Source organism: Bradyrhizobium sp. F1.13.3 (assembly GCF_040548265.1).
In the GTDB taxonomy this organism is placed as follows: Bacteria; Pseudomonadota; Alphaproteobacteria; order Rhizobiales; family Xanthobacteraceae; genus Bradyrhizobium.
Genome location: NZ_JBEPRI010000002.1, coordinates 408,852 through 427,814 on the forward strand (window position 1 = coordinate 408,852; position 18,963 = coordinate 427,814).

13 protein-coding genes are annotated in these 18,963 nt (G+C 64.1%); 9 read left to right on the forward strand and 4 right to left on the reverse strand.

Annotated features, from left to right (window positions below; all coding sequences use genetic code 11):
- Positions 1–68: 68 nt before the first annotated feature.
- Together ABIB66_RS06800 and ABIB66_RS06805 are read left to right on the forward strand one after the other, a co-directional pair.
- Positions 69–242: a hypothetical protein gene (locus ABIB66_RS06800; protein WP_354063834.1), complete on the forward strand. Its 174-nt coding sequence runs from the start codon at positions 69–71 to the stop codon at positions 240–242.
- 278 nt (positions 243–520) lie between these two features.
- Positions 521–1,729 (forward strand): MFS transporter, encoded by a 1,209-nt coding sequence (locus tag ABIB66_RS06805; RefSeq protein WP_354063832.1) that lies wholly within the window; start codon positions 521–523, stop codon positions 1,727–1,729.
- Positions 1,730–1,797: 68 nt separating this feature from the next.
- Here ABIB66_RS06805 and ABIB66_RS06810 read toward each other — a convergent pair whose 3' ends face one another.
- Positions 1,798–3,144, reverse strand: coding sequence for an MFS transporter (locus ABIB66_RS06810; RefSeq protein ID WP_354206013.1), 1,347 nt, complete (start codon positions 3,142–3,144; stop codon positions 1,798–1,800).
- Positions 3,145–3,289: 145 nt separating this feature from the next.
- Between ABIB66_RS06810 and ABIB66_RS06815 the strand changes: the two genes are divergently transcribed.
- The 4 genes from ABIB66_RS06815 to ABIB66_RS06830 are packed head-to-tail and all read left to right on the forward strand — an operon-like array spanning position 3,290 to position 7,888.
- Positions 3,290–3,943, forward strand: coding sequence for an ABC transporter ATP-binding protein (locus ABIB66_RS06815; RefSeq protein ID WP_354206011.1), 654 nt, complete (start codon positions 3,290–3,292; stop codon positions 3,941–3,943).
- The gene (locus tag ABIB66_RS06820) at positions 3,940–6,402 is read left to right on the forward strand and encodes an FtsX-like permease family protein (protein ID WP_354206009.1); all 2,463 of its coding nucleotides are present in this window, start codon (positions 3,940–3,942) and stop codon (positions 6,400–6,402) included. Before ABIB66_RS06815 ends, ABIB66_RS06820 begins: the two co-directional genes overlap by 4 nt.
- Entirely contained in the window at positions 6,392–7,474 is a 1,083-nt protein-coding gene (locus ABIB66_RS06825; protein WP_354206007.1) for a lipocalin-like domain-containing protein, read from the forward strand. Before ABIB66_RS06820 ends, ABIB66_RS06825 begins: the two co-directional genes overlap by 11 nt.
- Positions 7,475–7,501: 27 nt before the next feature.
- Positions 7,502–7,888, forward strand: coding sequence for an MAPEG family protein (locus ABIB66_RS06830; protein ID WP_354206005.1), 387 nt, complete (start codon positions 7,502–7,504; stop codon positions 7,886–7,888).
- 177 nt (positions 7,889–8,065) lie between these two features.
- Here the strand turns inward: ABIB66_RS06830 and ABIB66_RS06835 are convergent, their stop codons facing one another.
- From ABIB66_RS06835 to ABIB66_RS06845, 3 genes are all read right to left on the reverse strand, one after another.
- Positions 8,066–9,259, reverse strand: a complete 1,194-nt coding sequence (locus ABIB66_RS06835; RefSeq protein ID WP_354206003.1) for an ABC transporter substrate-binding protein — start codon at positions 9,257–9,259, stop codon at positions 8,066–8,068.
- Between the two features lie 300 nt (positions 9,260–9,559).
- Entirely contained in the window at positions 9,560–12,724 is a 3,165-nt protein-coding gene (locus ABIB66_RS06840) for an efflux RND transporter permease subunit (RefSeq protein ID WP_354254617.1), read from the reverse strand.
- Positions 12,721–13,938: an efflux RND transporter periplasmic adaptor subunit gene (locus ABIB66_RS06845; RefSeq protein ID WP_354205999.1), complete on the reverse strand. Its 1,218-nt coding sequence runs from the start codon at positions 13,936–13,938 to the stop codon at positions 12,721–12,723. Before ABIB66_RS06845 ends, ABIB66_RS06840 begins: the two co-directional genes overlap by 4 nt.
- A gap of 402 nt (positions 13,939–14,340) precedes the next feature.
- On the opposite strand from ABIB66_RS06845, the gene ABIB66_RS06850 reads away from it, so the two are divergent.
- From ABIB66_RS06850 to ABIB66_RS06860, 3 genes are all read left to right on the forward strand, one after another.
- Positions 14,341–15,495 (forward strand): iron-containing alcohol dehydrogenase, encoded by a 1,155-nt coding sequence (locus tag ABIB66_RS06850; RefSeq protein ID WP_354205997.1) that lies wholly within the window; start codon positions 14,341–14,343, stop codon positions 15,493–15,495.
- Between the two features lie 18 nt (positions 15,496–15,513).
- Positions 15,514–17,064: an AMP-binding protein gene (locus ABIB66_RS06855; protein WP_354205995.1), complete on the forward strand. Its 1,551-nt coding sequence runs from the start codon at positions 15,514–15,516 to the stop codon at positions 17,062–17,064.
- Between the two features lie 277 nt (positions 17,065–17,341).
- On the forward strand, positions 17,342–18,940 hold the full coding sequence (locus ABIB66_RS06860; RefSeq protein WP_354205993.1) for an ABC transporter substrate-binding protein: 1,599 nt from the start codon (positions 17,342–17,344) through the stop codon (positions 18,938–18,940).
- The last annotated feature ends 23 nt before the right edge of the window (positions 18,941–18,963 follow it).

The window sequence follows — 18,963 nt, forward strand, 5'->3', positions numbered from 1 at the left end:
GAGATAAATCAGCAGCTGCCCATATATTCAGGCTAGGACGGATGCAGCATCACCATCCGGGACCAGCCATGGCCAAGATCGGCAAGCCGAGCGCGCCGCCCAAAATTGCGGACAACACGCCAGCAAAAGACAAGGCGAAGAAGCCTCCGCCTCCGCGCGACACCGAAGATGATGATTACGAAGACGGCGACATCGCGACACCGAAGCGCGACCGCTACGGGCCGGATGACGAGCCGTTTTGAGGGGTAGCGGCTTGTGTTTTGACGGCCCGCGCCTCCTCTCCGCCGTCGTCTTGGCGAAGGCCAGGACCCATACCGCGTGATCCCTCGATCGTGGATGCTCGCAGTACCGGACCACGAGTTTTCGCCAAACTGGTTCCTGGGAATGGGTCCTAGCTTTCGCCAGGACGACGGCGGGGAATCTCCTGCCCCGCGCTACTGCCATGCGCCTGCGTTCATGGACAAATAACCGCTCTGCCCGATAGTTTGCGCGTCTCCAAAGGACGTGAAACGGAACTGCAATGGTCGACGTTCTCGCCGCACCGCAACAAGGCAAGGCGGACAGCGCGCTACGCACGCTGACGGGAATTTCGATCGCGCATTGGGTCAGCCATTTCCATCTGCTGGTCCTGCCGATGCTGTTTCCCTTCCTCAAGAATCAACTCGGCGTCGGCTATGTCGAGCTCGGGTTTGCACTGACCGTGTCGGCCGTGGTGTCGGGGCTGACGCAGGCGCCGACCGGTTATCTCGTCGACCATTTTGGCGCGCGAAAGATTTTGCTGGGCGGTCTTACCCTCGGCGGCTTCGCGCTGATCCTGCTCGGCCTGCATCTGAGCTACACCTCGCTGATCGCCTGCGCCGTGCTGCTCGGGCTCGCCAATAGCGTTTACCATCCCGCCGATTACGCCATCCTCGCCGAGCACATGGACGAAGCACGGATGGGCCGCGCCTTCTCGATCCACACCTTTGCAGGCTATTTCGGCGGCGCGGTGGCGCCGGCGATCGTCGCCGCACTGGTCATCGTGTCCGGCGGTGCCGGTGCGCTGATCGCATCGGGCGCGATCGGCGTTCTGGTCGCGCTGTTGCTGGTGACGATGAACATTCCCGATGCCGGCGCGCACAACACCAAGCCGGGCACCGAGAGCGCACCCAAACAGGCCGTGATCACGCCGGCGCTGATCACGCTGACGGCGCTGTTCATGCTGCTCAGCCTGTCGGTCGCCGGCATCAACAATTTCGGCGTGGTGGCGCTGATGAGTGGCTATGGCGTGACCTATTCCGCGGCCAATGTCGCGCTCACCGCTTTCCTCGGTGCAAGCGCCGCCGGCGTGCTCGCGGGCGGCTTCCTTGCCGACCACACCGAGCGCCACGGCTATGTCGCCGCCGCTTGCTTTGCCGCAAACGCGGCGATCGTGCTGCTGATCGCGCTGGTCACGCTGCCGGGCTGGGCGCTGACCGCCACGATGGCGGCCGCGGGATTCCTCTCCGGCGTGATCGCGCCCTCGCGCGACATGCTGGTGCGCAATGCAGCACCTCCCGGCGCGGCCGGTCGCGCCTTCGGCATCGTCTCCACCGGCTTCAATCTCGGCGGCATCGTCAGCCCGCTGCTGTTCGGCTGGATCATGGACCAGAGCGCGCCGCACTGGGTGTTCGGCGCGTCCGTGATCTTCATGGTCGCGACAGTGGTGCTGTCGCCGTTCACGGAACGGAAGCGGAAAATCGCGGCTTGAGCAACACTCAATTGTCGTCCCGGCGAAGGCCGGGATGACAGTTGTGGTAGGGGGGCGAGGATGCGCCCTTACGTCGGCGACACCGCGCTCTTCAGCGGCGCTGCCTGCGGCGTAGCACCACCGGTGAGCCTCGCCTTTTCCGTGTTCGGCCAGAGCAGGAGCAGCCCGAGCAGGCCGGAGCCGACCATGATCGCGGCGTTGATGGTGAAGCCGGTCATGTAGCCGTCGAGCATGCTGCCGGCGCGCTGGATCACGCTGCCCATCACGAGCGGCGCGATGATGCCCGAAAGGGTATAGAGCGCACCGTAGATCGCGAGAACCGCGCCGCGCTGCGACGTCGGCGTGAACTCGCCGAGCATGGGCGGGCAGACGACGTAGATCGCGCCGCACAGGCCGGAGCCGACCACGAGCAGGGCGATCTGAAGGCCCGCGCCTTGGACGTGCGGCATCATCGCGAGGATCAGGCCGCCGACGATCAGCGGCACCGAGCCGAGCACGCCGCGGGAGATCCGCGACGTGTAGCCGCGTGCCAGCATCACCTGCGAGATCCAGCCCGTGAGAATGACGACGGTCGCCCCGAACACCCAGGGAAGGATCGAGACGAAGCCCGCCTGAGACTGCGAGAAGCCGAGGCCCTTGACGATGAAGGGCGTGAACCAGGTGAGCCCGAGCGACAGCGCCCAATAGGCGCCGAAGGTCGCGGTCACGCAGCCGATGAAGGTGCGCGATGTCAGAAGCTGGAGATAGGGTATTTTAGGTTCGATCACGGCCGATGCGTGGGTGTCCAGCGGGCCTTCCTTGCCAAGTGCGAGCCAGGCGGCGACCCAGATCAAGCCGACGATTCCGAGCGCGCCGAACGCATAGTGCCAGGAATGATTGACGATGATCCAGTTCAGCGCCGGCACCGCTAGGATCACGCCGAAGGCCGACCCCTGCGACAGGATCGCGGTCGGCATCGTGCGCTTCTCGTCGGGGAACCATTTGTAGACCGCGTGCATCGCCACCGAGGCCGCCGGGCCTTCGCCGGCGCCGAGCACGATGCGGCAGATCAGGAGCGTGGTGAAAGAGACGGTGCCGACCATCGGAAACTGCGTCAGCGCCCAGATCACCGCGAGCGTCAGCAGCACCCAGCGGGTCGGTACCTTGTTGACGATGAAGCCGACCACGATCGCCGAGATCGAGAACAGGAAGAAGAACGACGAGCCGAGCAGACCGAACTGCTCGGGCTCGAGCTTCAGCTCCGTCATGATCGGAACGCCCGCAAGACCGACGACGATCTTGTCGGCGAAGTTCACCAGCATGAAAAGAAACAGGAGAAATGTAACGGTCCAGGCACCCTTCGGCGTTTCCTTGGACATTTCCTTGGGCGTGCCTGTCATCTTGCCCGCCGCGGGCTGCGTTGCCTGAGCGCTCATCGTTCTCCCCGTCGTCCCTTTTTGGCACTTTTTTGATGTGGTCCTCTTAGGAGCTAACAACGGCTTCAATACCAACGCAACCCGGCATTTCCGCAGCAAGTGTGCTACGCAGCAATTCCGCTAATTCCGTCCGGCGCCATTCATCGTGCTGAGCATCCGAAACCTCTCCAAAACGTTCTCTTCGGCCGGTGAGCCGGTCCATGTCCTGCGCGGCGTCGATCTCGACCTCAAGGCCGGCGAACGCGTCGCACTGACCGGCGAGTCCGGCAGCGGCAAGAGCACGCTGTTGCACCTGATCGCGGGGCTCGATGCCGCCGATGGCGGCACGATCCGGCTGGAAGACACCGAGGTCACCAAATTGTCCGATGCGGGACGCGCGGGACTGCGGCGCGACCGGATCGGCCTGGTGTTTCAACAGTACAATCTGATCCCAAGTCTGTCGGTCGGGGACAATCTGGCGTTTCAGGCGCGGATCGCCGGCCCGTACGACGCAGCCTGGTACGAGGAGCTGATCGAGCGTCTCGGGCTCGGCGGCCTGCTCAAGCGGTATCCAGAACAATTATCGGGCGGACAGCAGCAACGGGTCGCGATCGGCCGGGCCTTGGCAATAAAGCCGTTGTTGCTGCTGGCGGACGAGCCGACCGGCAATCTCGACGAGGCCACTGCCGAGGACGTGCTTGCCCTGACGCGCGACCTCGTCACGCGCACCGGCTGCGGCTTTCTGATGGTGACGCATAGCCTGCATTTGGCCGCGACACTCGATCGCCACGTCAATCTGCATGCCGGGCGAATCGCATGAGGCGCGCGCTCTGGGTCCTCGCCGTGCTGCTCAGCCATTGGCGGCGCCACAAGATGCAGTTCGCGACGCTCCTGATCGGGCTGATCGCGGCGACCGCGCTATGGAGCGGCGTGCAGGCGATCAACCAGCAGGCCCGCAACGCCTATGATCGCGCCGCGGCAACCTTCGGCGGCGCGCGCACGCCGATGCTGGTCGCGCCTGATGCCGCCACCTTTCCGCAGGAGCTGTTCGTCAAGCTCCGTCGCGCCGGCTGGCCGGTCTCGCCGATGCTGGAAGGACGGGTCCAGGTCAACGGGCGCTCGGTCCGGCTGCTCGGCATCGAGCCGGTGACGCTGCCGGTCGATGTCGGCAATGCACCGCGCCTCGGCGCCGCCGATCTGAGCAGCTTCGTCGCACCGCCGGGCCAGACGCTGGTGGCGAAGGAAACGCTGAGCGATTTGCAGGAGCAGGAGGGCGCGGCACCAGCGATCAGCAATGGCGCAAAACTGCCGCCGCTGCGCGTGCTGCCGCAGCTCGTGCCCGATGTGCTGGTGGTCGATATCGGCGTGGCACAGCGGCTGCTGAACAAGCCCGACCAGATCTCGCGACTGCTGATCGGCAAACCGAAGGGCAAGCCCGCGCCATTGGCGAACGTCGTCGGCCATCGCTTGCAGCGGGTCGAGCCGGATGCGGAGACCGAGCTGGAGCGTCTCACCGACAGCTTTCATCTCAACCTCACCGCGTTCGGCCTGCTGTCGTTCTTCGTCGGTCTTTTCATCGTCAATTCAGCCGTCGGCCTCGCCTTCGAGCAGCGGCTGCCGATGCTACGCACGCTGCGGGCCTGCGGTGCCTCGGCGCGACTGGTCAACACCGTGCTGGTGGTCGAGCTCGTGGCGCTGTCGCTGGTCGCAGGCCTGATCGGGCTTGCCTGCGGCTATTTCATTGCGGCCGCGCTCCTGCCCGACGTCGCGGCGTCTCTGCGTGGACTCTATGGCGCGCAAATCCCGGGGCAGCTCAGCTTGCGACCTGAATGGTGGCTCGCCGGGATCGGCATCAGCATTGCCGGCGCGCTGGTGGCCGCGGCGACCAGCCTGATCAAGGCTGTCAGGATGCCGGTGCTGGCGACCGCGCAGCCGCGCGCCTGGCAACAGAGGCAGCGCCGCTGGCTGATCCTGCAAAGCGGAGCAGCCTGCGCCGTGTTCGCGGTCGCGCTATTGCTGCTCCAGTACGGGCAATCGCTGATCGCCGGCTTTGGCGTGCTGGCAGCGCTGATGTTCGGCGCCGCGTTGATCCTGCCCGCGTTCCTCGAACTCATCCTGCTGGCCGGACAGCGTTTGGCGCGGAGGCCGCTCGCCCTGTGGTTCTGGGCGGACAGCCGGCAGCAGCTCTCGGGTTTGTCGCTGGCACTGATGGCGCTGCTGCTCGCGCTCGCCGTCAATGTCGGGGTGTCCACCATGGTGGAAACGTTCAGCCGCACTTTTGTTGGCTGGCTCAACGGACGGCTCGCAGCCGATGTCTACATCAGCGCCTCCGACAATGCCAAAGGCGTCGCGATCCGCGACTGGCTGAAGGAGCGCAGCGATGTCCAGGCGATCCTGTCGGGCGGACGTGCCGAGACGCAGGTACAGGGCCAGCCGGTGGAGCTGCTCGGCCTGCCCGATCATGCGCTCTATCGCGAGCGCTGGCCGCTGCTGGAAGCCGCGCCGCGTGCCTGGACCCGGCTCATACCCGGCAATGCCGCCTTCATCAGCGAGCAGCTGAGCCGCCGCCTCAACGTCCGCGTCGGCGACGTCGTTGACGTTCCGGCGCCGGGCGGAAGCTGGCAGCTCGACATCGTCGGCATCTATGCCGACTACGGCAACCCCAAGGGCCAGCTTGCGGTGAATGTCGCGGCGCTGATCCGGCAATTTCCGCAGACGCCGCAGACACGAATCGGTCTGATCGTCGCGAAGGAGAATATCCCCGGCCTGATCGCAGCGCTGCAGAAGCAGTTTGCGCTCGACGATCGCAGCGTCGCCGACCAGGCCACGGTGAAGGCGGAGTCGATCCGGATCTTCAACCGCACCTTCGCGGTGACTTCGGCGCTGAACGCGTTCACGCTCGGCGTCGCCGGGATCGCGCTTCTGACCAGCCTTCTCACGTTGGCGAATTCCCGCCTGCCGCAGCTTGCGCCGCTCTGGGCGATCGGCATCACGCGGCCGCGCCTTGCCGCGATCGAATTGACCAAGACGCTGTCGGTCGCGCTGTTCACGTCGCTTCTGGCCGTGCCGCTCGGGCTATTGGTGGCGTGGTGCCTGATCGCGATCGTCAACGTGAAGGCGTTCGGCTGGCGGCTGCCGTTCCATGTGTTTCCCTTGCAATTGGTCGAACTGGTCGCAGTCGCGCTGTTCGCCTCGTTGCTTGCCGCCCTGCTGCCGATGATCCGATTGGCCCGGATGCAACCGGCGAGCCTCGTCAAGGTGTTTGCCAATGAGCGCTGACAGGATCTCCCGGCGCGCCTTCGCCGGCGGCATCGCCGCGCTCGCTCTCGCGCGGCGCACACATGCGCAGGGCTATGCCGGCCTCGGTGAAACCGCCGACGGGTTTGCGAAGGTCGAGCCGGGAAAGACGTTCGCCTTTCCGGGCGATCACGGGCCGCATCCGGAGTTTCGCATCGAGTGGTGGTATCTCACGGCGAATCTTGTCGATAGCAGCGGCGCGGCTTGCGGCCTGCAATGGACGCTGTTCCGTCAGGCGACGCAGCCCGGACCGCAAGGCGAGGGCTGGGCCAACCAGCAGGTGTGGATGGCGCATGCCGCGGTGACGCGTGCCGACACCCACCGCTTCAATGAGCTGTTTTCCCGCGGCGGTGTAGGACAGGCCGGCGTCACCGCGAAACCGTTCTTAGCCTGGATCGACGATTGGGAGATGAACGGATCCGAGCGCACCGACGATCGCTCCTTGGCACCGCTGACGCTGAAAGCCTCCGGCACCAACTTCGGCTACGCGTTGACGTTGGAGGCCGATCATCCAGTGGTGTTGCAGGGCGATCGTGGCTACAGCCGCAAGTCGGAGCGCGGACAGGCCTCCTATTATTACAGCCAGCCGTTCTATCGCGCCCGCGGCACGCTCACCATCGACGACAGGCCGGTCGATATTTCCGGTCAGGCCTGGATGGACCGCGAATGGAGCAGCCAGCCGCTCGACACCGACCAGACCGGCTGGGACTGGCTGTCGCTGCATCTTTCATCCGGCGACAAGCTGATGCTGTACCGGCTGCGCCAGAAGGACGGCCAGAATCATCCGTTCGGCAACTGGATCTCCGCCGCCGGCGACACGCACATGATCGCGGGCGACGACATCCAGATGACTCCGAAGGCGACCGCCGAGGTCGCGGGACGCAAGCTGCCGGTGGAATGGCTGATCGCGATCCCCTCGCGGTCGTTCTCGATCGTGTGCAAGCCGCTCAATCCAAAGGCGTGGATGGGGACCGGTTTTTCCTATTTGGAAGGACCGATCAGCTTTGCCGGTTCGCATGACGGCGTTGGCTATCTCGAGCTGACCGGGTATTGAACCGGGACTTCTTCGAAGGGACTAGCGATGTATCACCTCACCGCCCTCGTCACGCTGCTGGCGATCCTGTTCTACTTCTTCGTCACCATCAACGTGTCGCGCTCGCGCACCAAGACCGGCGTCAAGGTGCCGGCAATGTCGGGCCATCCGGATTTTGAGCGCGCGTTCCGCATCCAGATGAACACGCTGGAATGGATGCCGATCTTCCTGCCGTCGCTCTGGCTGTTTGCGGTTTACATCAGTGATGCCGGCGCAGCGGCGATCGGTGCGATCTGGATCGCCGGCCGCATCGTTTACTTCATCGGCTACTCGAAGGCCGCTGCAAAACGCGGCCCGGGATTCTTTATTCAGGGCATCGCGGCCATTGCATTGTGGGCGGGGTCGCTGGGAGCGTTGGTGCTGCGGCTGGTGTGAGGGGCGGGCAACCGCCACACACTCAGTGTCGTCCCGGCGAAGGCCGGGACCCATAACCACGGGATGTGGTTTGACGAAGACTCGGAGTTACCAGTTCGGGCCCACAACTTCTCCCTGGGGTTATGGGTCCCGGCTTTCGCCGGGACGACATGGGAGTTATTGGCGCGGTCCTGACCTTCACTTCGTCAGCGGGCAGCCGCTCTCCTTGGCGGTGAAGAACGCCTTCTCGCCGGGAACGACCGCGAGCTGCTTGTAATAGTCCCACGGCTTCTTCGATTCCGAGGGCTTCTTCACTTCGAACAGATACATGTCGTGGACCATGCGGCCGTTCTCGAGCACCTTGCCGCCTTGGGCGAAGTCGTCGTCGACCGGCAGCTCCTTCAGCTTCTTGGCGACCGCATCCGGATCCTTGGTGCCGGCTGCTTTGACCGCCTTGAGATAGCTCAGCGTCGCCGAATAGGTGCCGGCCTGGATCATGTTCGGCATCCGGCCGGTGCGCTTGAGGAAGCGTTCACCGAGATGGCGCGTGCGGTCGTTGATATCCCAGTAATAGCCCTCGGTCAGCACCAGGCCTTGCGCGGCCTGGAGTCCGAGGCCGTTCACTTCGGCGAGTGTCATCAAGAGGCCCGCGAGCTTCTGGCCACCGGAGACGATGCCGAACTCGGAGGCCTGCTTGATCGAGTTGGTGGTGTCGAGGCCGGCATTGGCGAGGCCGACGATCTTCGCCTTCGAGCTCTGCGCCTGGAGCAGGAAGGAGGAGAAGTCCGATGAGTTGAGCGGCACGCGCACCGAACCGAGCACCTTGCCGCCATTGGCCGTGACGATCTCGCTGGTGTCCTTTTCCAGCGCGTAGCCGAAGGCGTAGTCCGCGGTGAGGAAGAACCAGCTGTCGCCGCCGGCCTTGGTCAGCGAGCCGCCGGTGCCGACACCAAGCGCGCGGGTGTCATAGGCCCAGTGGAAACCATAGGGCTGGCAGGCATCGCCGGTGAGGCGCGAGGTCGCAGCGCCGACGACGATGTCGATTTTCTTCTTTTCCTTAGAGAGCTCGTGGATCGCGAGCGCAACCGACGACGTCGTCAGCTCCGTGATCATGTCGACGTTCTCGACATCGTACCAGCGGCGCGCGATCGAGGTCGCGAGATCCGGCTTGTTCTGGTGGTCGGCGGTGACGAGTTCCACCTTCTGGCCCAGCACCTCGCCGCCGAAATCCTCGATCGCCATCCTGGCGGCCTCGACCGACCATTTGCCGCCGTAATCGGCGTAGACGCCGGACTGGTCGTTGAGGATGCCTATCTTGACGCCTTGCGCAGAGGCCGGCGCGGCCAGCAGCAGGGTGGAGGTTGCGACAGCGGCCAAAAGTGCTGATTTCATTCGTTAGCTCCCAGCAGTTTTCTGTTTTGAAATCGCGCGGATACTAGTGAAGAACCCCGCGCCTGCCCATCCATTACATGTTGGTCGTTAGTATGAAGGGCGTGCACCAAAGAAGCGGTGTCGTCCCGGCGAAGGCCGGGACCCATACGCCCAAAAAGTGGTTGCGAGGCGAAGCTCGTAACCACGAGTGTTCGCAAAACTCCGCCCTGTGGCTATGGGTCCCGGCCCCCGTGCGCAATTGCGCACTAGGCCGGGACGACACTGTGGGTGTTGATGCGCTGGCGGCTGCACTGACTACGATCAGGCCACCACCCTCGGCTTCCCCTCGTTCTTCCCCTCGGCCAGGTTCCTCACCACCACGTAGAAGATCGGCGTGAACAACAGTCCGAACAGGGTGACGCCGATCATGCCGAAGAACACGGCGACGCCGACGGCTTGCCGCATCTCCGAGCCCGAGCCGGACGATATCACCAGCGGCAGCACGCCGAGGATGAAGGCGAAGGACGTCATCAGGATCGGCCGCAGGCGCAGGCGACAGGCGTCGATCACGGCCTCCAGCCGCGGTTTGCCTTCTTTCTCGATGTCGCGCGCGAACTCGACGATCAGGATCGCGTTCTTCGCCGCCAATCCCACCAGCACGACGAAGCCGATCTGGGTGAGGATATTGACGTCCTGCCCCATGATGCGCACGCCGATGGTCGCGGCCAACAGGCACATCGGCACGATCAGGATCACCGCGAACGGCAAGGTCCAGCTGCCATATTGCGCGGCGAGCACGAGATAGACGAACAGCACGCAGATCGGGAATACGTAGAGACCCGCATTGCCGCCAGTGATCTGCTGGTAGGACAGGTCCGTCCATTCGAAAGTGAAGCCGCTCGGCAGGGTGTCGTCCGCGAGCTTCTTGATGGTGTTGAGCGCGGTGGTCGAGCTGGTGCCCGGCGCCGGCTCGCCCTGCAACTCGGAGGCCGCATAGAGATTGTAGCGCGCGACACGGTCGGGGCCCGAGACGTCCTTGAACTCGACCACGCTGCCGAGCATCACCATGTCGCCGGAAGCGTTGCGCGTGCGCAGACGCGAGAGATCGCTGGGCTCCTTGCGGAACGGGAAATCCGCCTGCGCGGTGACGTGGTAGGTCCGGCCGAACAGGTTGAAGTCGTTGACATAGGTCGATCCGAAATAGGTCTGGATCGTGTCGTTGATGTTGGCGATGGGAACGCCGAGCTTCTGCGCCTTGGTGCGGTCGATGTCGACGAACAGCTGCGGCGTGTTGGCTGAGAACGGGGAGAACACTGAGGGAGCGAGCAGCGAGGGCGATTTGCGCGATGCTGCGACGAGCTCGTCGGTAGCCGCGGCGAGCATCTCAGGCCCACGGCCCTGGCGGTCCTGAATGCGGATGGTGAAGCCGCCGCCGGTGCCGATGCCGGGTGCGGCCGGCGGCGGAATCACGATGATGAAAGCCCCCTGAATCGCGGCCAGGCGCTTGCGCAGCTCGACCGTGATGGCGTTCGCGGACAATCCCCTCTTCATCCGCGCCTCGGGCTCGTCGAACACCGGAAATAGCGCCGCCGCGTTGCCGGCCTGCGTGCGCGTGGCGCCGGAGAAGCCGGCGAAGGCGGCGACGCGGATGATACCGGGCGTATCCAGCGAGATCCGCTCGATCTCGCGCACGACCTCGGTGGTGCGCGCCAGCGAGGCCGCGCCCGGCAATTGCACGGAGATGATGACGTAACCGCGATCCTGCGCCGGAATGAAGCCCTGCGGCGTGGTGGCGATCAGCCAGCCGGCGCTGCCGATCAGCACGACGTAGATCAGGATCATCACCGCCGAATGCCGGATCACGAAATTGGCAAGGCCGGCATAGCCGTGCGCGAGACGGTCGAACACGCGGTTAAACACGCCCGTGAAAGCGTTCCAGCCGCGTGCGACAAGATTCCAGCGCGCCGGCGGCCGTTTCTCCTCGTGGGGGACGAGGAGAAGCGAGGCCAGCGCCGGCGACAGCGTCAACGAGCAGAAGCAGGAAATCGCGGTCGCGACCGCAATGGTGACGGCGAATTGCTGAAAGAACTGCCCCGAGATACCGCCCAGAAACGCAGTCGGGACGAACACCGCGCACAGCACCAGCGCGATCGATACCAGTGCGCCGCCGACCTCCTCCATGGTCTTCAGCGCGGCGTCGCGCCGGCTCATGCCGTGCTCGAGATGCCGCTCGACATTCTCGACCACGACGATGGCGTCGTCGACCACGATACCGACGGCAAGCACGAGCCCAAACAGCGTCAGATTGTTGATTGAGAACCCTAGCGCCGCCATCACAGCGAAGGTGCCGACCAGCGAAACCGGAATCGCGATGATCGGAATGATCGCGGGCCGCCACCCTTGCAGGAACACCAGAACCACGATGACCACGAGCAGCATGGCCTCGTAGATGGTCTTGATCAGCTCATGGACGGACTGCGCGATGAACTCGGTCGGGTTGTAGCCGATATTGAAGTCGAGGCCTTTCGGAAAGGTCTCCTTCAGCTTCGTCATCGTGTCCGAAATGTTCTTCGCGGTCGCGAGCGCGTTCGATCCCGGCCGCTGCGTCACCAGCATCGCGACCGCCGATTTGCGCAGCAGGAAGCTGTTGGTGGAGTACGCGAGAGCACCGAGCTCGATACGGGCGACGTCGCGCAGCCGCACCGTGCGGCCGTCGGAGCCGGCCTTGATCAGGATGTCCTCGAACTGCTTCTGGTCTTTCAAACGCCCGGTGAAGGTGAGGTTCGGCTGGAAGGCGCGGTCGGCGATCGGCGGCTCGGCGATCTGGCCGCCCGCGATCTGCACGTTTTGCGCGCGGATCGCGGCGAGCACTTCGGCCGAAGTCAGGCCGAGATTGGCGATTCTATCCGGATCGAGCCACAGCCGCATCGAATAATCGCGTGCACCAAAGATCTGGATGTCGCCAACGCCGTCGATGCGCAGTAGCTGGTCGCGAACCTGGAGCAGCGCGTAATTGGAGATGTAGAGCTGGTCGAAGGTGTCGTCGGGCGACAGCATGAACACGACCATCAGGATGTCGGGCGAGTTCTTGCGCGTGGTGACGCCGTTGCGCTGAACCTCTTCAGGCAGACGCGGCTGCGCGATCGCGACGCGATTCTGCACCAGCACCTGGGCCTTGTCGAGATCGGTGCCGAGCTTGAAAGTGACGGTGATGGTAAGCTGGCCGTTCGATGTCGCCTGGCTGTAGAGATACAGCATGTCCTCGACGCCGTTGATCTCCTGCTCGATGGGAGCCGCAACCGTGTCGGAGACGGTCTGCGCGGAAGCGCCGGGATATTGCGTGGTGACGACGACGGTCGGCGGCACCACTTGCGGATATTCGGAGACCGGCAGCGTGGTATAGGCCAGCGCGCCGACGATCAGCAGCACGATCGACAGCACCATGGCGAGGATGGGCTGGTTGATGGAGAGGCGGCCGAGATTCATGACTTGTCACCGGGCTTGCCGCCAGCCGGCGCTGGTGCAGTCTGCGGCGCGACCTTGGCGCCGACACGGGCGCGCTGGATGCCGTTGACGATGACACGATCTTCCGCCTTCAGTCCCTCGCGGATCACGCGCAGGCCGTCGTCGAGCGGCCCCAGCGTCACGGGACGTGCCTCGACGGTGTCATCAGGCTTCACCACGAACACAATCTTGCGGGACTGGTCGGTCGCAACCGCGACGTCCGGAATCAGCAGCGCCTCATAGGGCGCGCTTCCGATCAGGCGGACGCGACCGAACTGACCCGGCAGGATCGACAGATCAGTGTTCTTGATCACGGCGCGGCTGCGCAGCGTGCCGGTGGAGACGTCGAGGCGGTTGTCGAGGAAATTGATACTGCCTTCACGGGATGGTTTCGTCTCGCCGGCGAGCGTCACCTGCACCGGGTTCGCCGTATCGCGCGAACTCGGGCGGCGGCCTTCGAACCACAGCTTGCTGTATTTGATGAAGGTCGCCTCATCCATGTCGAAATAGATATAGATCGGGTCAAGCGTCACGATCGAGGTGAGCAGCGTCGACGTTCCGGTATCGCTGCCCTGCACGAGATTGCCAGGGCTGACAAGGTGGCGGCTGACGCGGCCGGTCAGCGGCGCCGTCACATGCGTGAATTCGATATTGAGCTTGGCGACTTTGAGCGCACCCTCGGCCTGCGTTTCGGCAGCGTGCGCGGCCTGCAAGGCCTGACGGCGCTGATCGACCACCTGCTCGGAGACGGCGCTGGTCTGCACCAGGCTCAAACCGCGATCGAGCTCCCGCTTTGCAAGCTCCACCTTGGCACGCGCATCGGAAAGCTGCCCCTCCGCCTGCGTGGCCACCGCCTCGAACGGACGTGGGTCGATGACATAGAGCAGATCGCCCTGACGCACGATGGCGCCATCCTGGAATTCGACAGAGTTGACGAACCCGCCGACGCGCGGGCGGACCTGCACCTCCTCCATCGCCTCGAAGCGACCGGTGAACTCGTCCCAATCGGTGACGGTGCGCTTGACCGGCTGGGCTACCGTCACCGGCGCCGGCGGCGGCGCGGCCGCTTGCGGGATCGGCTGGCCACAGCCCGCAAGACCGAATGCCGCGGCGAGTAGCCCGGCGATCACGCGAGGTCGAGGCGAAACGAAATCGTGCCTTTTGACAAACTGCTCGCTTCCGTCCGGTCCAGTCATCCCAGGTCCTCGCATAAAAACCGCGGAAATAGCAGGGTACGCCTGTACCCGCGGGCGCCACAAGATGGGTTTCAATGATGAACTCTTCAAGACCACCGCACGCGCAATGCTCGGAAGAATGCCCTGGCCGGATGACGGGTTGACAGGGCTTGTTCGCCTCTCTCCTACGGAGAGTGCTATCGCATGTGACGAAAAAACTTGGGGCATTGACGCTTCCACAGCGTCATGGCCGGGCTCGTCCCGGCCATCCACGCCTTGCCCCGTGGCACAAAGAACGTGGATGCCCGGGACAAGCCCGGGCATGACGACCTCTCGGCCAGCGTCTTCGCGCATGACGAATGCCGCCAGCGCGGCTAGACTACCCGCCAGAAAAACAAGACGAATTGTCCGGGGAGGACAGGCGTGCACCAGGGACGTGTCGTTTACGGCGCGATCGAGGAGGTCGTGTTCGGCCACCCCGCGGCCGAAGCCGTGGTCGCCCAGATGGACCGGCTGGGGACGCGCCGCGCCTTCCTGATGGTCTCGGGCACGCTCAACCGGCAGACCGACGAAATCGCGAAGATCAAACAAGCCCTGGGCACACGCTGCGCGGGCGTCTTCGACGCGATGCCGGCCCACACACCGCGCGAGGCGGTGATCGCCGCCACCAATGCGGCGCGCGAAGCGGGCGCCGACCTGATCGTCACCGTGGGCGGCGGCTCGATCACCGACGGAGCCAAGGCGGTGCAGCTCTGCCTTGCCAACGGCATCGACGATGTCGACGGCATCGAACGTATCCGCGTGCACAAGGGCGTCGCGCCCGAGATGACGGCGCCGACCGTGCGTCAGATCAGCGTCCCGACCACGATCGCCGGCGGCGAGTTCAGCTCGGTCGCAGGCGTCACCGACCGCACCGCTCGTGTGAAACAGATGCTGCGGCATCCGCTCAGCGTTCCGCGCGCGACTATCCTCGATCCCGCCATCACCGTGCACACGCCGGAATGGCTGTTCCTCTCGACCGGCATCCGCGCCATCGATCATTGCGTCGAGGCGATCTGCTCGCGCGAGACGCATCCCTATGCCGACGCGCAGTCGGTCAAGGGCCTCGCGATGCTCGCCGACGCGCTGCCGCGGGTGAAGGCAGACCCTGCTGACCTCGACGCGCGCATGGATGCGCAGATCGGCACCTGGCTGTCGATGGGAGCGCTTGCCGCCGGCGTGCCGATGGGGGCAAGCCACGGCATCGGTTACGTGCTGGGCGCAGCCTTCAACGTGCCGCATGGCTACACTTCCTGCATCATGCTGCCGGCTGTGATGCGCTGGAATGCGCCCGACAATGCCGAGCGCCAGATGATCGTCGCGGCCGCGATGGGCTTTCCCGGCCACAAGGCGGCCGATGTGCTCGACGCCTTCATCCGCTCGCTCGGCATGCCGCGCAGCCTCGCCGATGTGCAGGTCTCGCCGGAGCATTTCGACGCCATCGCGGAAGCCGCGATGCGCACGAACTGGATCCCACGCAACCCGCGCAAGATCGACGGTCCCGCGCAGTTGCGCGAAATCCTGCTTCTTGCCGCATGATCTAAAGCCGGAGGACCGATGTATCCAGGTCAGCATGCCCGCCTGCGCCCGCTCCAGCCTGCCTTCATCATGGCGGCGACTGGCGAGGCCGTCAGCTATCGTGAGCTCGATGTGCGCAGCAACCGGCTGGCGCATCTGTTCCGCAAGCACGGCCTGAAGCGGCTCGACCACTACTCGATCTTCATGGAGAACAATTCCCGCTACCTCGAAGCCTGCGGCGCGGGCGAGCGCTCCGGCCTCTACTACACCTGCATCAACTCGTTCCTGACGCCGGGCGAGCTCGCTTATCTCCTGGTCAACAGCCAGTCGAAAATTCTGATCACGTCGGTTGCGAAGCTCGAGATCGCCCGCGAGGCAATCAAGGTCTGCCCCGATATCAGGCTGTGCATCGTCGCCGACGGCCCCGGCGAGAGTGAGCGCATCGTCGGTCTCACTGAGGTGACGGCCGACCTGCCGAAGACGCCGATTCCCGATGAATGGCTCGGTACCGCGATGCTGTATTCATCGGGCACGACGGGACGGCCCAAGGGCATCATTCGCCCGCTTCCGGAGGAGCCGCCAAAGCACAATCTGCCGTTGTTCGATTTCCTGACAAAGCTTTGGCAATACCGCGAGGGCATGATCTACCTCTCCCCGGCGCCGCTCTATCATTCGGCGCCGCAGGCCGCGGTCAACCTGACGATCCGGATGGGCGGCACCGCGATCATCATGGAAAATTTCGATCCCGAGCGGTACCTCCAGCTCGTCGAGCAATGGGGTATAACCCACACCCAGCTGGTGCCGACGATGTTCTCACGCATGCTCAAGCTGCGGGAGCAGGTGCGACAGCGCTACGACCTCTCCTCGCTCGAGATCGCGATCCATGCCGCCGCGCCCTGCCCGGCCCTGGTCAAGGACGACATGATCAAATGGTGGGGACCGATCATCCACGAATATTACGGCGCGACCGAAGGCCTTGGCTTCACCGCCTGCGACAGCGCTGAATGGCTCGCCCATCGCGGCACCGTCGGCAAGGTGCTGCTCGGCGACCTCCACATTCTCGACGAGAATATGAAGCCATGCCCGACCGGCACGCCGGGTCAGGTCTGGTTCAGGACGGCCACGCCATTCGAATATTTCAACGATCCGGAGAAGACCAAGGAAGCGCGTTCGGCCGACGGCAGCATGAGCTCGGTCGGCGACGTCGGCTATGTCGACGAGGATCGCTTCCTTTATCTAACGGACCGCGCGACCTTCATGATCATCTCCGGCGGCGTGAACATCTATCCGCAGGAGTGCGAGAATCTGCTGATCACCCATCCGAAGGTCGCGGACGCCGCGGTGTTCGGCGTGCCCAATCCCGATCTCGGCGAAGAGATGAAGGCGGTGGTGCAGCCGATGCCGGGCGTCGTGCCGGACGAGGCGCTCGCCGAAGAGCTGATCGCGTTCTGCGGAGCATCGCTCTCGCGGCAAAAGGTGCCGCGCTCGGTCGATTTCGAAAAGGAGTTGCCGCGGCTGCCGACGGGGAAGCTGTACAAGCGGCTCCTTCGGGACCGGTATTGGGGGAACAAGGCGTCCAGGATTGTGTGAAAACCGCTGTCGTCCTGGGCGAATGCCAGGACCCATACCGCGTGATCTCACGATCGTCGTAGGTAGAAATAAACACCTCCCTGGGGTAATGGGTCCTGGCGTTCGCCAGGACGACGCCGGAGGGACGTCTCGCAATTTGTGAGAGAGCCGCCCCTGCGGCCTTGCGTCATCCGAATTGCCGAGAGAGTAGCAGACCTTGCCGGTTGCCTCACCGCGCTCGCATCGCTATCGTCTGCTCAAACAGGCCGCAAAAGGCTGATGTCCAGGGAGGACGAGGATGCGGAGCGTACGGGCGCTCGCCGCGACGGCGGCGCTATCTTTGCTGGCGTTTTCGACCATTGCACTCGCCGGCGAGCCCAAGCAGGGCGGCATTTTGCGGATGTATCACCGCGACAGTCCCGGCAATGCCTCGATCCACGAAGGTGCGACCTACTCCCTCAACGTTCCCTTCATGCCGGTGTTCAACAACCTCGTCATCTACAAGCAGGACGTGGCGCAGAACAGCATGGACACCATCGTGCCCGAGCTCGCAGAGAGCTGGGCTTGGGTCAACGACAACAAGACGCTGACCTTCAAGCTGCGCCAGGGCGTGAAGTGGCACGACGGCAAGCCGTTCACCTCGGCTGACGTCAAATGCACCTTCGAGATGCTGATGGGCAAGTCGCAGCAGAAGTTCCGGCAGAACCCGCGCAAGAGCTGGTACGAACAGGTCAACGACGTCTCCACCAACGGCGATCTCGAGGTCTCCTTCAACCTGAAGCGGCCGCAGCCTTCGCTGCTGGCGCTGCTCGCCTCCGGCTACACGCCGGTCTATCCCTGCCACGTCTCGCCCGGCGACATGCGCACGCACCCGATCGGGACCGGGCCGTTCAAGTTCGTCGAGTTCAAGGCCAATGAATCGATCAAGCTGACCCGCAATCCCGACTATTGGCGCAAGAGCCGGCCCTATCTCGACGGCATCGAGTTCACCATCATCCCGAACCGCTCGACCGCCATTCTCGCCTTCGTCGCCGGCAAGTTCGATATGGCCTTCCCGACCGAAGTGAGCATCCCGCTTCTCAAGGACGTCAAATCGCAGGCGCCGAACGCGGTCTGCGTGGTCGAACCCAACAATGTCGCCACCAACATCATCGTCAATTCGTCCGCGCCACCGTTCGACAATATCGACATCCGCCGCGCCATGGCGCTGTCGCTCGACCGCAAGGCCTTCATCTCGATCATGTTCGAGGGTCAGGGCGACGTCGGCGGCACCCTGCTGCCGCCGCCGAACGGGCTGTGGGGCATGCCGAAGGAGATGCTCGAGACCATTCCGGGCTACGGCCCCGACATCAACGCCAACCGCGAGGAAGCAAAAAAGCTGATGCAGAAGGCCGGCTATGGGCCGGACAAGCACCTCGCCGTCAAGGTCTCGACCCGCAACATCCCGGTCTATCGCGATCCCGCCGTGATCCTGATTGACCAGCTCAAGAGCATCTATATCGACGGCGAGCTCGACGTGGTCGAGACCGCAAATTGGTTCCCGAAGGTTGCGCGCAAGGACTACATGCTCGGGCTCAATTTGACCGGCAATGCCGTCGACGATCCCGACCAATCCTTCTACGAGAACTATTCCTGCGGCTCCGAGCGCAACTACACCAATTACTGCAACAAGGAGATCGAGAAGCTGTTCGACGTGCAGTCCCAGGAGACCGACCTCAACAAGCGCAAGAAGCTGGTGTGGGACATCGACAAGAAGTTGCAGGAGGACGTCGCCCGCCCGATCATCTTCCACGCACGTACCGGCAGCTGCTGGCAACCTTACGTCAAGGGCGTGACGGTGATGTCCAACAGTTCCTATAACGGCTATCGGTACGAGGATGTCTGGATGGACAAGTAGCGCAGGCGGCTGACGGGTTCGAC